The sequence below is a fragment of the Hominilimicola sp. genome, from assembly GCF_046972485.1.
GTDB lineage: Bacteria > Bacillota > Clostridia > UBA1381 > UBA1381 > Hominilimicola > Hominilimicola fabiformis.
This window is the reverse complement of record NZ_JBKVWU010000051.1, coordinates 1-15223: the sequence shown is the minus strand read 5'-3', so window position 1 is coordinate 15223 and position 15223 is coordinate 1. Positions and strand designations below refer to the sequence as shown.

General features: G+C 37.3%; 8 protein-coding genes and 1 pseudogene. 2 read left to right on the top strand and 7 right to left on the bottom strand.

Translation table 11 applies throughout. From position 1 onward, the window contains the following. Window positions 1-178 precede the first annotated feature (178 nt). The 7 genes from ACLTU0_RS06935 to ACLTU0_RS06905 form a co-directional block, all read right to left on the bottom strand. Entirely contained in the window at window positions 179-979 is an 801-nt protein-coding gene (locus ACLTU0_RS06935; protein ID WP_022229469.1) for an alpha/beta hydrolase, read from the bottom strand. A 74-nt stretch (window positions 980-1053) separates the two neighbouring features. Further along, window positions 1054-5868 (bottom strand): sialate O-acetylesterase, encoded by a 4815-nt coding sequence (locus tag ACLTU0_RS06930; RefSeq protein WP_412321774.1) that lies wholly within the window; start codon window positions 5866-5868, stop codon window positions 1054-1056. Window positions 5869-6183: 315 nt separating this feature from the next. Continuing rightward, a complete protein-coding gene (locus ACLTU0_RS06925; protein WP_412275032.1) occupies window positions 6184-6969 on the bottom strand; it encodes a Cof-type HAD-IIB family hydrolase in 786 nt (261 codons plus the stop codon). Window positions 6970-7036: 67 nt separating this feature from the next. Beyond that, complete coding sequence (locus ACLTU0_RS06920; protein WP_022229466.1) at window positions 7037-7975, bottom strand: ROK family protein; 939 nt, start codon at window positions 7973-7975, stop codon at window positions 7037-7039. Window positions 7976-8057: 82 nt separating this feature from the next. Further along, window positions 8058-10760: an alpha-mannosidase gene (locus tag ACLTU0_RS06915; RefSeq protein WP_412321772.1), complete on the bottom strand. Its 2703-nt coding sequence runs from the start codon at window positions 10758-10760 to the stop codon at window positions 8058-8060. Between the two features lie 67 nt (window positions 10761-10827). Further along, entirely contained in the window at window positions 10828-10971 is a 144-nt protein-coding gene (locus ACLTU0_RS06910) for a hypothetical protein (RefSeq protein WP_412275026.1), read from the bottom strand. 274 nt (window positions 10972-11245) lie between these two features. Further along, window positions 11246-12403 carry a substrate-binding domain-containing protein gene (locus ACLTU0_RS06905; RefSeq protein WP_117968590.1) on the bottom strand — a complete coding sequence of 386 codons (1158 nt, stop codon included), beginning with the start codon at window positions 12401-12403 and terminating at the stop codon, window positions 11246-11248. A 546-nt stretch (window positions 12404-12949) separates the two neighbouring features. Here ACLTU0_RS06905 and ACLTU0_RS06900 point away from each other — a divergent pair. Together ACLTU0_RS06900 and ACLTU0_RS06895 are read left to right on the top strand one after the other, a co-directional pair. Then, entirely contained in the window at window positions 12950-14647 is a 1698-nt protein-coding gene (locus ACLTU0_RS06900) for a DUF2264 domain-containing protein (protein ID WP_412321770.1), read from the top strand. A gap of 343 nt (window positions 14648-14990) precedes the next feature. After that, window positions 14991-15173: pseudogene (locus ACLTU0_RS06895) on the top strand (recombinase family protein); the annotation flags it as partial. Window positions 15174-15223 lie beyond the last annotated feature (50 nt).

Below are 15223 nucleotides of genomic sequence, written 5' to 3'. Positions count from 1 at the left end.
TCATATATGTCTATGCATATTAAATGGGAGAATCTTTAATTAATGCGTTAAATTTTTTATATTTCAATTTAAAAGGACGCTTTAAAATAGAGCGTCCCTTTAAATTTTATAACAGTTCCCATTCTTTTATTCATTCTCTTTTTATAGGCTCATCTCTTGCCTAATCAATATACACGTTTTAAAACAACTGATTTAGCCAATCAACTGACAGACTCAACCACGGATACTCTCTTTCAAACTTTCGTTTGGACCATATTAACTCATCACTCACCCTTGACAAACCATGCTCGCCTTTCTCAAATATATGTAATTCAAACGGTACTCCAACCCTCCTCAAGCCAGCTGCATACATCAGTGTATTTTCAACAGGAACACATATATCCTCATATGTATGCCATAAAAACGTTGGTGGAATTATATCCGTAATACGCCTCTCAAGCGACAGACTGCTCCATAGATGATTTGACTCGTCATCTGTACCTGTAAGATTTTTAAATGAATCTTTATGAGCAAATTCACCCGATGTTATTACCGGATAACTTAAAATTTGAGCATTTGGCTTATGCATTGCTAACTCAATCTCGCGCTCGCTGAATATTTCAGAATCATTCCACAAGGCACTTAGTGATGCTGCAAGATGTCCACCGGCAGAAAATCCGCATACAATTACCTTATCCGTATCTATATTCCATTTTTCTGCATTTTCTCTAAGCATGGCAACTGCATTAGCTGCATTTTGTATAGGAAGCGGATGTGTGTGCGGTTCAACACAATAATACACTACTGCCGCATGGAATCCTGCTGCGTTATATGCCATAGCAATACGCTCTGCCTCACGCTCAGATACCATTCCATATCCACCTCCGGGAAATATCACAACTATTGGACGTTTCTTACCGTCCAGAATATACGTTTCCATATACGGCATAAATCCATATTCTGTCGCTTCTTTCAACAAGTTAAATTTCTTATTAAACATAACATTCACTCCGTCTTAATTTTTGTCAGTTAAACGGGCATATCCTATCACAGAATATGCCCGATATGCTCATCTTAATTCAATGTAAATACTTTATTAAATAATGGTTTCATATCATTTTTCCATATAAAGACCTTCACCTTACTCTTATTTACGCAAGTAAATGGAATAATTACACTGTCTGAAATTTCATCTGATTTTATCGAAAGCAATGTACCATTCTCATTATATTCTGCAACATAAACCATGCCTTCTTCTGTTATATTGGTAAATATAGCATTAACATTTCCATTTTTATCATCATACGTTATATTCACTGTCGGTTCTGTAGGCTCATCCTTTGCTGCCGCATTAATTGTCACACTCATAACTTCACTGGCAAAGGATTCATCTGCAACTGCCGCCACACGAACAATGTAAGACCCCGGTGCAAGATTTGTGATTTCCGTGCCTGCACACTGCGTCCATGTGAATGTAGGTTCTGACAATGATTTATATTCCATTGTAGTGTCAACACCTGTGATTTTGCCGTCATTGCCTTGATAAGTCTGTTCTTCAACCGCTGCTACATTTGGTGCGGATGAACGTTTAGGAATAGAAAGTTCAAACGCTTCACTGTTGCTTGTTTTTATGCCATCACCTTTTTTTACGATTTTTAGGGTATGACCGAAATATGTGTTGTCAATGTCGATATCCTCTGTTACATTATCTTTATCCGTCGCTACGCCATCATCTATTTTTATTATATAGTCACAGCCTTCCGTAAAGCCTGTTAGCTTTTCGTTTACATAGTTAATCGAGATTGTAGGCTGCGTTTCCGGCATTGCATCATACGCAATAATTGTAACCGAATATTCTGCACTCTTAAACTGCCTTTCGGCTTCCTCGTCTGCACTTACAGCTTTATAACGGATTTTATATGTGGTTCCAGGCTCAATATCACCTATATCATCTCCATCGCCCGTAGTCCAATTAATACCATTATTCGTACTATATTCCATAGTGTCTGCGATACCTGCAATAGTACCTTTGCCGCCAATCACACTCGGTTGTGTTACTATGATTTCCGATTTTGTCGGTGCTGCAGGACGTGCCTTAACTATTAGAGTCTGTGCTTCACTCGCAACCGTTGTCACATTATTACCCTTCTTTACTATCGAAAGCGTTATCTGTTCATTTGTTATATAATTAGCTAATGATAACTTGTTATCTGTTAATGTAACATCTAAACCATTAATTGTATATGTTCCATCCTCAACAAAGTTTATAAGTTCCTCTGTTGTATAATCAATTGCGATTTCAGGCGTCATTTCCTTTTCAGCTATAAACGTTTCAACTGTAATTGTTGTCTCCTCACTTGCAAAGTCTGTATCTGTTGCAGCTTTGCGGACATTGTATTCGCCTGCATCAACCTCAACTGTATCAACCAACTGCGTACTACTCCATTCATCTGTTCTCTTGAGTTTGTACTGCATGCCATTCATACCTGTGAGTTTACCTTTGCCGCCTATTTCCGTAGCATTTACACCTTGAACGGTTGTAGGTGCCTTAGGACGTGCTTTAACTGTCAACTGTTGCACGTCACTGTCGGTATATGTTTCGGTATTGCGTGCTTTTTTTACAATTTCAATAGACAATAATTCGCCGGCATAACCAATTTTTTCATCATCAAGCGATATTGTCGTCACGCCCTCGCCAAGCGTTATATCTTTAGCATTACCTTCACCCACCTTTATCGTATACGGTTCCTGTGACTCAAAGCCGGTAAGTGTTTCATTTATATAATCAATGCTTATCTGTGGAGTTGCTTCCTGTATTTTTGCCGGTGGTATAATTTCCTCCTCCGAATATGATACTTCTGTTACTTTAACGTTATCTATATACGTCGCATTTTCAATATTATTTGAAGCTGTATGATAGAATCGCAAGTCTGTTATTCCTTCCTTTAAAGTGTCAAAGGCTCCTTTACATGTATCAAATGAACTTCCTTCTTTTACAAAACTCACATTATCTTGAAGCATTGTTCCATCTAGCCATATTGAAAATATTCCTGTGTTTGGATGAAGTTCAAGTTTTATATGGTGCCATTGGTTATTCTTTATAGACATTGCTTGTTCATAGCACCAGTTTCCTCCCGTATTAGTAATAGCTGTTCTGAGTGACGATGCGGTGAAATATGTAAGCCATAGTTCATTTCCTTCCTTTGTTTTAGCATACATACCTCTTGATGCACCAATCGCATCATCAGCACTTTCAAACATCGTGTCGTATTCTATTGTTAATGTTTTCTGCGGATTATCTGCCTTACTTATAGGAATAGTTGCATTAGCCGTTGCCTTATTGCCGGTGGCAGACAACTTCAACGACTTTGTTGTTTCTCCTGTAGGTATTGCCGACGTTACCGTCGTTGTTGTCCCATTAACGTCATTCGTTGCCTTTGCCAGCATATCATCGCCGTTGTTATACTCAACAGATGATGGACTTTCTGTATATCCCTTCACATAATCAGATCTTGTAGGTCTTATAATATTATAAGTTGTATAGTCAACACAGGTAAGACTGTTAATGTTATCATTGTCTGTTGCAATTGCATAAACACTGTGCACACCCGATGTAACATCAGGTGTAAATACCCATTTACCGTCGTCACGTTGTTTAGCATCACCCGCCTTGATTTCTCCCTCGTCAATATATACCTCAACTTTACTGACAACACCATCTGTGTCATAAGCACTTATTACAATGTCGTCGCCTGACTGCTCTACTTTTGATATATACGGTGCATAATTATAGAACTCTGTCGTTGACAACTCTTTATTTACAGCTTTAGAAGCATATTTCTCTGTCAAATCAGTCATAAACGGTGCTATAGGTCTGCCTGCAGCATTAAATGTATTAATCACGGCTGGGGTGTCAGTTTGTGCTTCAACTAAATCCTTTGCAATACCCGGAGTATCTGACCATGCATACTTAACCTGTGGATTTGTTATATCTGTTACATCTATTTCTATAGTATCGCCGTTAATTGTCGGTGTAATATCTTTGTATATTCCGTCATCATCTTTAAGTTCAAAGCCCAACGGCACACCTCCATCATCGGTTGAAAGAGAGCCGTATGTATTCTTGAAATGAAGAATAAGTTTATCGCCACTGCGTTCCATATAATCAAAAGATGGGCTTTCAACATTTGATTGTGTATTGTTAATAAAATCTTCTATATAAGCAACTGCTCTGTCAGCAATAGGTCCTTTATCATTTGGGTGAACATTATTTGTAGTTCCTGTATCATTGCTCACAACTGTTTTTACGTTATCCATTCTTTGTGATACATTCCATTGTCCCGCTCTTACTCCGGTGCCAATGCGTATTGTCGAATAAATTTTTGCAAAATTCGCAGTAGGAAGTTGAATGACTACAAATGGTAAGTCCTCATCATTAAATGTTTTTCTCCAGTTGTTAATAAGCGAAGTCAATGCTTGCTCATACACTGTGCCGCTTTCAAAGGTAGTATTTGCCTCTCCTTGATACCATACAACAGCAGATGCTTTCAAATTCTTTAGCGGCAGAAGTCTTTGTGTATATAGTCCGCCTTTTGAGCTTGCTCCCGCCATCATTCTCTTTGCTTGTGAATCCCAATTTACTGAATATGTCGGAATCCACTGCATTATTGACGACCCACCCAAACTTGAACTTATAAGACCTATAGGAACATCAGAATCTTTTTTTATCATCCTCTTACCTATCAAGAATCCAAGTGCAGAAAATTGCTTTGAATTTTCCATAGTAGCAACCTTCCACTCTGAAATCTCGTCAAATGAATTCATATATCTCACGTCTTCGTAAGCTTCACTTAATTCTTCGTTCATCAACGTTGGAAAAGTCTCAAGGCGATTAAACATATTTGATTGTCCCGTACAGAATATAACATCACCGACAGCCACATTATCGAGAGTAATCATGTTATCACCGCTTGATACTGTCATAGTTGCTGATTTTACAGCTTCCATAGCAGGAAGGGTTATCTCCCATAAACCATGTTCTATTGTTGTTTGCTCATCAGCCCCATTAAAATTTACTGAAACCGTATTCCCCGATTTTCCTGTACCTGTAATAGTAATAGGTTCTTTTCTCTGGAGTACCATGTTTGAGGAGTACACCGCATCCAAAGTTAACTCCGGTTCAAGAGTAGGCGTTGGGGTTGGACTTGCCGTTGGGGTTGGCGTTGGTGTCACATCCGGATTGATTGTTGTGGTTGGCGTTGGTGTTGTATCCGGCTCTGTTTCGCCACCTCCATCACTGTCTATATTCACATCAAATGAGTCAATAGACCACTGTATTTTCTTAGTGACTTGAGTTTTATCCTCACTTAAATCTCCACAGCCTATATATAAATATACGAATCCATCCTTTGATGCCGTAATTCCGTTAGGCAGGGAATACTTCATATTTGATTTGTTTGTTGACCAGTTTTTTATATTACTTTCATCTGTATGCTTTTCAAGTTCCTCTTTTACCAAATCCTGCGAGTGTGATGTAAGTGTTATTTCGCTATCAGAAACAAAAAGACAATATTCCAATTCCATTGTTGCAGTATCAAGATATGTAAAATTAATATCGACATTAATCTTGTCGCCGGTATTTACTTGTGCCAACTTAAACATTGTCGCTCTTGGTGTATTGTTTGCTTGTATATAATAAGTGACACTTTCTTTACTGCTTACAGTATTTTTTAATATTTTACTATTACTTTTGTCTGAACTTGGCAGTGTATACGCTGATACTCCGTCCGCTTCCGCTTCTACTGTAGTTGTAGTAGCCGCAAATGCCGTCAAACCGATAGATGCACATATCATCGTCACAGCTAACATCAATGAAATAATTTTTTTCATTTTTTTCCCCTCTTTCCGTTTTTATATACTTTTACTCATAATAACTATATCTTGTTATTAATCTTACCACGGGAATTTTTTTATTAAAATGCGGTAAACTTTAAGCTGTGCGGTTAAATTTATTAAAACCAACCATGTTTTTCGGTACAAAAGTCATATAAATCGTAAAATATGCTGTTAAAAGCTTGACTTGCCATAACATTATCCATAACCCTATTGACGCAAAAAAACAGTGCCATTAGAGTTGATTTTCAAACCAACCTAACGACACTGTTTTATTATAAAGTATAAATAATTTCTTCTAAAATTTAATCGCTATATCATTCCAAAATGTTTGAGTGCGTATTCTATGCCATTATCGAGCAAATCTTTTGTCACAAAAGATGCCGACTTTTTAAGTTCTTCACTGCCATTACCCATAACGATACTGTTAGGCACTGCCGTAAGCATAGGCAAATCATTCATACTGTCGCCTATTGCATACGCATTATCAATCGGAATATTATGATATTCAAGAACTTTTTCAATTCCCGTACCCTTTGAAAATCCTTTTACGGTCATTTCGCAAAAGCCGTCACCACGCACAATAAAATCGAAATCTTTTTCGATTTCTCTTTTAAATTGTTCTATATCGTTTTTTTCATCATACCAAGCCAAGAATTTATCAAAAGCAAAATCATCGTCACTGACATCAGGTGACAAATCCTTACCTTGCATTTCAAAACGTCTTTTCAGCTTTACAAAGCCGTCTAAATTTCTGCTGCGTTTATCACAATAAAACGACTTAGAATGTTCATACATCGGCGTCATATTACATTCATACACAAGATCAGCGACATTCCTGCAAAGCTCTGTCGGCAATGTATGCTGATATATCACTTTACCGCCACATTCTATATACATTCCGCAACCGCAGACATATCCGTCAAAGCCTATATCTCTTATTCTTTGCTCAACATTCATAACGGTTCTGCCTGTATCAACGTACATCAAATGTCCGTTTTCCTGTGCCTTATGTATTGCATTCACCGCACTGTCCGGTATTATATATGCCTCGTCATCGGATATAAGTGTGCCGTCCAAATCAAAAAATACTATCATAAAAATCACTCCAATTAAGTATATTATATATGCTATAAAAAGATTTTTCAAGTCGGACATATTTAATTTATATCGCAAGCATTGCCGCACCTATAATTCCCGCATCATTGAAAAGCTGAGCCGCAACAATCTTTGTTTTTGTCATATGCTTATTAAAGCCCGTATTATACACATATTCACGAATCGGCTCAATAAGATAATCGCCCTCTTTGCTTATTCCTCCGCCGATTGCGATAATTTCGGGTTGAAAAATATTTTCTATACTGACAATTCCGTCTGCCAAATATCTCTCATAATTGCTTACAACTTTTTTTGCGACCTCGTCACCTTGCTTAGCCGCCTCGAATGCCGTTCTGCCCGAAATTTTGCCCTCTTTTTTCACTATACCATGCATAATAGTATCTTTATGAGTTTCAAGTGCATCTTTAGTCTGCGATATAAGAGCAGTCGCAGACGCATATGATTCCAAGCACCCCTCTTTACCGCAGGTACACATTTTACCTCCGCTGACAATAGTCATATGACCGAGTTCACCGGCAGCACCGTTAAAACCTCTGAAAACTTTACCGTTGATTATTACACCGCCACCCACTCCGGTACCTAAAGTAACCAAAGCAAACACACTTGCACAGTGTCTGTTTATCTTATATTCACCCAATGCCGCACAATTTGCGTCATTATCCACTTTAACAGGCAAAGGTATATGTTCTTTGAACTTATCGGCAAGAGGATAATGATTTATTTTTATATTATTTGAATACACTATCTCTCCTGTTTCAAAATCAATTGTACCGGGACAGCCTATGCCAATACCCTTAATCTCGTTCATTTCAATACCAATACTTTGGACAAGTTTTTTTGACAAATTCGCCATATCGGTAACTATTTCATCTGTCGGACGTTCTGACAAAGTAGGTACAGAATCTTTTACAACAATCTTTCCCTCCTCTGTCACAATACCTGCCGCAATATTTGTTCCGCCAAGGTCTATTCCTATATAATACATTTTTCCACATAGCCTTTCTGCCCACCAAAGCAATGAATATGTATATACAAATCTTATCGTGGGCAGATAAGGTTATAATACATTATTTTGCAATTCCTACGGTCATTATCTCATACGGTTTTACCTCAATATTGAAATAATTGTTATTACTGTCAATTTCCTTAATCTTCTTTTCTATGATATTACTGATGTAAAGATTATCGATAACATCACTCTTTTGAATTGTCAACGTTGTAGTTTTATCGCTTACATTTACCCAACGAATGATTATATCTTCGCCGTTGCCTTTTTGCTTGATACCCGTAAGAGTCAAGCCGTTGCCTTGCCAATTAATCATAGAATAATCAAGCGGCATAACTCCGTCATGACCATCTGTATCGGCTGTTATAATATCTGTTCTGAACTGATAGCACTCCTCATAAGCTCCACTTGAAATCAAATCACCCTTAAACGGTACAATTTCAATTTCCGTTTCGCTTATACCCAAGCATTGAGCCTTAGGAGTCGGGAACACGCCCCAATCGCCCATTTCACCGACTGCACGAAGAATTGTAACTGCGATTGTATTATCTAAATCCGGTAACATTTCATATTCGTACAAGCCTATATTTGCGACCGCTATACCCTTTTCACCGTCATCAATACTCACAAATCCCTGCTCGTGTTCACACGCACTCGGATTATTCCAACCTGCATTATGACGATTATTTCTTGTAACAACCTCAAACACGGAATCAGCCTTATGTACATCGGAATTTATACCTGTCGGCACCATAATTCTAACTCTATGGTCTTTTACTTCATTATCAAATCTCGTTTTGATTTTTACACCCTTACCGTTTTTGTCAAGTGAAACAAATGTTTCTATTTTCATTTCAACGGTATCGTTACTTCTTCCGCCGACTCTTTCTTTAAAGAATACCATATGACTCTTTTCGTCCTCGAAATTATCATCGCCCGACTTCGGAACTGTAATTGTGTTTGTGATTTTATACATTGCTCTGTACGGCTCATCTTCCGCAAGTTCAATCTTCGCAACTGTATCTTGCGTTGTTATCGCCTTACTTCCCTCAGGCATTTTATACATATATTCATTGCCCAAGTCACCTGTTTCTTCGTAATAAGCGACGCCTTTATATGTTCTGCCGCTTGCTTTGTCTGTTACATTAAGCGAGCCGTTCTTGTTTATTTCTACACGAATTGCATCGTTTTCCATACAATTCTCACTGCTGACAAGTGTATCTGTTACTTTTTCCGTGTCACCCTCAACAAGGGCATATGTTTTATATCCGACAGCGGATATATTTTCAGCCTCAAATGTTACACGAACACGTCTTGCCATGTACGGTTGTCTGAACTTATCCTTAGGCAAATCGTAGCCGAATTTAACTCCCAAATCTTCGATTTTAAACGGTATTGAATTTCCGTCTGAATCTATAAGCTTATAGTTCGGCACATTTATTTCGTCTAAATCATATGCACATTTTTTAAGCCAGCCCGATTTACGAGTTACGTCAATTTCCACCGACACGACCGATGTGCGCTCTCTGCCTGTCGTGTTAAACACAACAAACGGAAGTACATTTTTGTACTTTTCGTATTCCTTTGTATTAATCTTATCCGCAATATATCTTTTTCCCTCTGATACAAGATAGTCGGCAACTTGCTTACTCTTATTAAAACGTGTTGCCATTTCGTCTTGTACCTCATCAACACTGCAACAGCAGATACTGTCGTGAGGGTGATTTTGCATAAGTTTCTTCCATGAATATTCAAGTTCGTCCGACGGATAATTTTGTCCCAAAACAGATGATAAAACTCTGACAGGCTCTGCACCGTTTTCAAGTGCCAATTCACATTTTCTGTTCATCTGCTTTAAGTAAATATGCGATGACGCACAATTCATAAGCGTTGACCAACCGTCTGTATCCTGGCTTGTAAGTTCGCCTTTTACAACTGCCAAATCATTTGGTACTTTCTCTTTAATTGCCTTAATATATTCCGGGAAATTTGAATGTTTAAAATTAATGTCGGGATAAAGTTCCGACGCAACTTCTATTGCCTTGCCTAAATCAGCCTGTACAGGCTGATGGTCACAACCGTTCATCAACAAATATTCATCAGTTGACGCAAAAGTCGCAACTTTTTTCAATCTGTCGTCCCAATATTCTTTTGCAATTTTCTTGTCTGTCGGAACTTCGTTGCCGTTATTATACCAATTCGCAAACAGAATACCGAAAATCTTCGTACCGTCCGGAGATTCCCACATCATTTCTGAATACGGAGATTCATAGTTTCCATTTTCTTGAACTTCGTTATCAAACCCGACAGGACGTACACCTCGTCCGAAAGTCACTGTATCCATTCCCGCTTGTTTTAAAAGTTGGGGCATTTGCCCCGCATTACCGAATGCGTCCGGGAAATATCCCATTTTACACATAGCTCCGTACTTTTCAGCCTCTTTCATACCGACAAGCAAATTTCTGATATTTGCCTCACCGCTCGTATAAAATTCGTCTTGCAAGATATACCAAGGACCGATTATAAATTTACCCTCCTTGATATACTTAATAAGTTTTTCTTTATTTTCCGGTCTTATTTCAAGATAATCGTCAAGCACAATAGTCTGACCGTCAAGGAAAAAGCTTTTGAATGAATCGTCCTTTTCAAAAACCTCCATACATTTATCTATCAATTCAACAAGTCGCATTCTGTGTTGTTCAAACGGAAGATACCACTCTCTGTCCCAATGAGAGTGTGATATTATATGTACATTTTTGCTCATTTGAAATTCCTTCTTATACCATATAATAAATTTGGGTTTGATATATTTGTTATATATTATATCGCTATTATATATCAAAATCAATACTCAAGTAAAATTTCGTTGCACCTGTTGCACTATTATTACCGTCATAAAGTTCAACCTTTGATGTTGCAATAGATTGATTATCACGAATAAGTTTTATTTGAATACCGTTAGTGCTTCCCTCCAATATAAACACCATTGCGTTTTACAATGATTTGTACCACGAGTATAGAACTACTCTGCACTGTCTCATTTGTATACGAATAGACTTCTTCATGATATATTTTAACTTCAAATTATCTCCGTCCATTCCAATTATATATCAATTTTTTATTTGTTATGTATAATTATATTACACAATATATCAAAGTTCAGTATTTTTCTGTTTTTACATAATCTAAAATTTAATTTTAACAAAAAAATAAACCGTTAGATTGTTTCAAACGGTCTATTTTTAAAATTCAATTGCGAACAGCAATTTTAACAGGCACAATGTATTTAATTCCGGGCATTTCGCCGTTTATTTCTCTAAGAACGGTTTCACCTGCTTTCACACCCAGTTCAAAGAAGTTTTGCTCCACGGTTATTATCTTGTTTCCGCCATCCATTTCGTCAAGCTCGCTTATATTATCAAAACCCATTATGCACATTTCATTTGGAACCGATATATCAAGTGCCTTACAACAATTATATACTTGAATTGCCACCCAATCGTTTTGGCACAAAACACAAGAAATTCCTTGTTCATGCATACGATTTACAATCGTTTTCAAATAATTTTCAACGTTGCCGTATTGTTGTCTTTCTTCTTCAGTCAGCATTTCGTACTTGTCGTCAATGTTCGCATATACATAATCAAGATTAACTCCTAAACCTTTTTCTTCAAGTGCCGCCGCATATCCCATATATCTATCCCTTATTGATATAGTTTCATTCACACGACCTCTGCAAAAAAATCCAATCTTTTTATGTCCATGCTCTAATGCATATTCGCAAAGTGCTTTTCCGCCGCCGCTGTTATCCGACACAATATAACTCATAGGCATATTTTCTATATAATTATCAATAAGCACAAGAGGAATTTTTTTAACTAAAAACTGATTATACACTTCAAAATTTCTGCCACCACGTACAGGATAACATATAACGCCGTCTATCCCCTGTTCCAAAAGTGAACGAAGTATTTTCTCCTCGTTTTCCACACTTCTGTTTGCATTATATATACTGACAAAGCAATTTTCCTTATTGAGCACACTATTAATTCCGTCAAAGCATTTGAACATATTACCAAGCTTTATATCAAACGGCATAACCAATGCCACAAGAGATATATCTCTGTTTTTTTTGTGTATCGTAACTGCGGCATTGTCTTCCTTGTCCTTGCCAAGAATACTCATCGCATTTTTTGAAACAAAACTACCGCTGCCTCGTTTTCTGTTAATCAATCCGTCATGTTCAAGCTCCTCAAGTGCTCTGATTGCGGTTATACGACTCACACCGTATTCCTTAGTAATTCTGTCCTCTGTGACAAACGGTGCGTCGTATTCAAAATCTCCCGACTTTATACGCTCTTTTAATTTATCCATAATTTGTTTGTACAATGGTTTTTTATCTGACATTAACGTTATTCCTCCAAGAACAATATATCTTAATTCATTTTCTTTCTTATATTTAATATATCACTTTTCGAGTGACTTGTCAAACAATATATCAATTAAAACAAACAATTTGTTTCTCTCTCGATTTACGATTTAATAAATATTTTCTTTATACTAACAAGATTTTTATGCAGTATTTATTCATACTTTAACACACCGCAAGCCGTATACAAATTCATATACCGGCTTACATTTAAAGAATTTATAGTAACTATGATTCAAAAAGATTGATTACAGTATTTCGACAAATGCAACTAACGGTACTATATCACCGAGCTAAACATTTATAGCAATTGTACTATTATTTTTTAGCAAGTATAATTTAATATATTAAATTAACAAACCAAAAAACGCTTGTTTTATCAAGGGAAACAAGCATTTTTCTTTATTTTTATAAATAACTGTTGACATTTAGAATAATTAGCTGTATAATAGATATATCAAATAAATTAATTGTACATTTAATCGTTATAATTTAATATGTCAAATAATTAATAGAGATACAAAATGAGTACAGTTTATAATAAAAAATATTTTACAGATTTGCTTGAAAAGCTTGTGCTTCCTTTAAAAGAGCATTATTCCGAAGAATGTGCCAATCTTTATCTTGGACATACCGGAGCCGCTTTCGAGGACCGTACAATTCCTATGGAAGGCTTTTCAAGAGTTTTATGGGGACTTGTTCCTTTATGGGTAGGTGGCGAAAATATCGAAGATTTTTCGGAAATATACGCCAAAGGTTTAAGTGCCGGAACAAACCCAAACTCAAAAGAATACTGGGGCGGATTTAGAAATTACGACCAAAAGTTCGTTGAAATTGCCGCTATAGCTTACGGCTTGCTTTTAGCTCCCGACAAGCTATGGGAACCGCTTGACGATAACGTAAAAAAGAATCTTGCAGACTTCTTGCTTTTAAGCAATTCATACGAAGTATCGGATAACAACTGGCGTCTGTTCCCCGTACTTGTAAACCTTGCTCTAAAGAGTTTATCACAGCCTTACGACCAACATTTAATCGATTTTGGTTTGGAAAGACTTGATTCATATTATCTCGGCAACGGTTGGTATAAAGACGGCGTTACGGAACAACGTGATTATTATATTCCATTCGCTTTGCATTTCTACAGCTTAATATACGCCAAAGTATGCTTAAAAAGCGACCCCGAAAGAAGTGCATTATACAAAGAACGTGCCGCAGAATTTGCAAAACAATATATCTATTGGTTTGACGACAAAGGTCGTGCATTGGTATACGGACGTTCACTTACATACAGATTTGCACAAGCGGCATTCTGGAGTGCGTGTATATATGCCGATGTACCCGTGTTCAGTCACGGAATTATCAAGGGCATAATCGTAAGACACTTTGAAGAATGGTTTTCTCATCCGATAACCGATAACGGCGGTGTTCTTACAATAGGTTACAGATACACTAATTTACATATGTCAGAAAGCTACAATTCTCCGGGTTCACCATACTGGAGTTTGAAAGCATTTATATTGCTTGCACTTCCGGGAAATCATCCGTTTTGGCAAGCAGAACCGTTACCGTTCCCGCTATTCGACCAATACCAAACAGTATTGCAGTCGGAGGCTCAGCTGATAATTCAGCATAGCGGTAATGCAGTAACCGCTCTCACACCGGGTAGGTTACATTACATCAATCATGTTCATGTGTCAGAGAAATACTGCAAATTTGCATACAGTTCGGAATTTGGTTTCAGTGTTCCACGCTCAAACAAATTCTTCAATCAATCAGGTGCAGACAGTACTCTCTCATTTGAAATAGACGGCTACATTTTCACTCGCAGACTCTCCCTAAAAATATCTGTGAAAGAAAATTCTCTTTTCTCTCTCTGGTCTCCTTTCAAAGGTATCAAAGTCGAAACTACTCTCATCCCTATTGAAGGGGGACATATTCGCCGTCATAAAGTCACAAGTGATTATGATTGCATAGCTCGTGACGCAGGTTTTTCAGTATCATGCGTTGACGGTGCAGAATGTACATCATTCGAAAGCAACGGGGTTGTTACAGTTAAAAACAACTTCTCTTTCTGCTCTGTTGAAAGCACAACGGGTGGTACTCCCGAAGTGGTATCGTTCCACCCGAATACAAGCCTTGTATATCAAAAAACGGCTACACCGTTTGTCTCATACAAGATAAAAAAAGGCGTAACAGAGTTGGAAACAATCGTAAAATATTAATTAGTTTACCCTATCCATAAATTTTACATCACAAAACCACCTCATCCATTGTTTGAGGTGGTTTTTGTGTATTTGCAAAAATATCGTCCTCAAGAATACTCTGGTAATAATCATATCATAATCTTTTGATTACTCATTTTGCAAAACACAAGTTTCGATGAATTTGTATTACCGCAATGGAATACCATAACTGAATTAATAATTATATAAAATAAAAAACAATGCCGTTAGTTTGGTTTTACCCACCCTAACGGTTATACTATAAGCAGATAGACAAAGGGTGTGTTTCACAAGCACGACCGATGTTTACCTGCTTAATTACATAAAGAAGGGAGGTAAAACCGTGGCAAAGAAAGAAGAAATCAAAATTACAGCTCTATATGAGCGTTTATCAAGAGATGATGAACAGGCTGGAGAATCAAACTCCATCCAGAACCAAAAGAAATATCTTGAAGAATATGCCCGTCAGCATGGGCTGAGAAATATCCGGCACTTCTATGATGACGGCTATTCCGGCACGAACTTTGCTGAGGTTAGATAGCGATACTTTTTACATCAACCATGTTACGGCGGTCA

What these genes read in the sequence shown, in the direction of transcription:
- ACLTU0_RS06900 (WP_412321770.1), top strand. Translation starts at nt 12,950, where the DNA reads ATGAGTACAGTTTATAATAAAAAATATTTTACAGATTTGCTTGAAAAG.
- ACLTU0_RS06925 (WP_412275032.1), bottom strand. Translation starts at nt 6,969, where the DNA reads ATGATAGTATTTTTTGATTTGGACGGCACACTTATATCCGATGACGAG.
- ACLTU0_RS06930 (WP_412321774.1), bottom strand. Translation starts at nt 5,868, where the DNA reads ATGAAAAAAATTATTTCATTGATGTTAGCTGTGACGATGATATGTGCA.
- ACLTU0_RS06905 (WP_117968590.1), bottom strand. Translation starts at nt 12,403, where the DNA reads ATGTCAGATAAAAAACCATTGTACAAACAAATTATGGATAAATTAAAA.
- ACLTU0_RS06935 (WP_022229469.1), bottom strand. Translation starts at nt 979, where the DNA reads ATGTTTAATAAGAAATTTAACTTGTTGAAAGAAGCGACAGAATATGGA.
- ACLTU0_RS06915 (WP_412321772.1), bottom strand. Translation starts at nt 10,760, where the DNA reads ATGAGCAAAAATGTACATATAATATCACACTCTCATTGGGACAGAGAG.
- ACLTU0_RS06920 (WP_022229466.1), bottom strand. Translation starts at nt 7,975, where the DNA reads ATGTATTATATAGGAATAGACCTTGGCGGAACAAATATTGCGGCAGGT.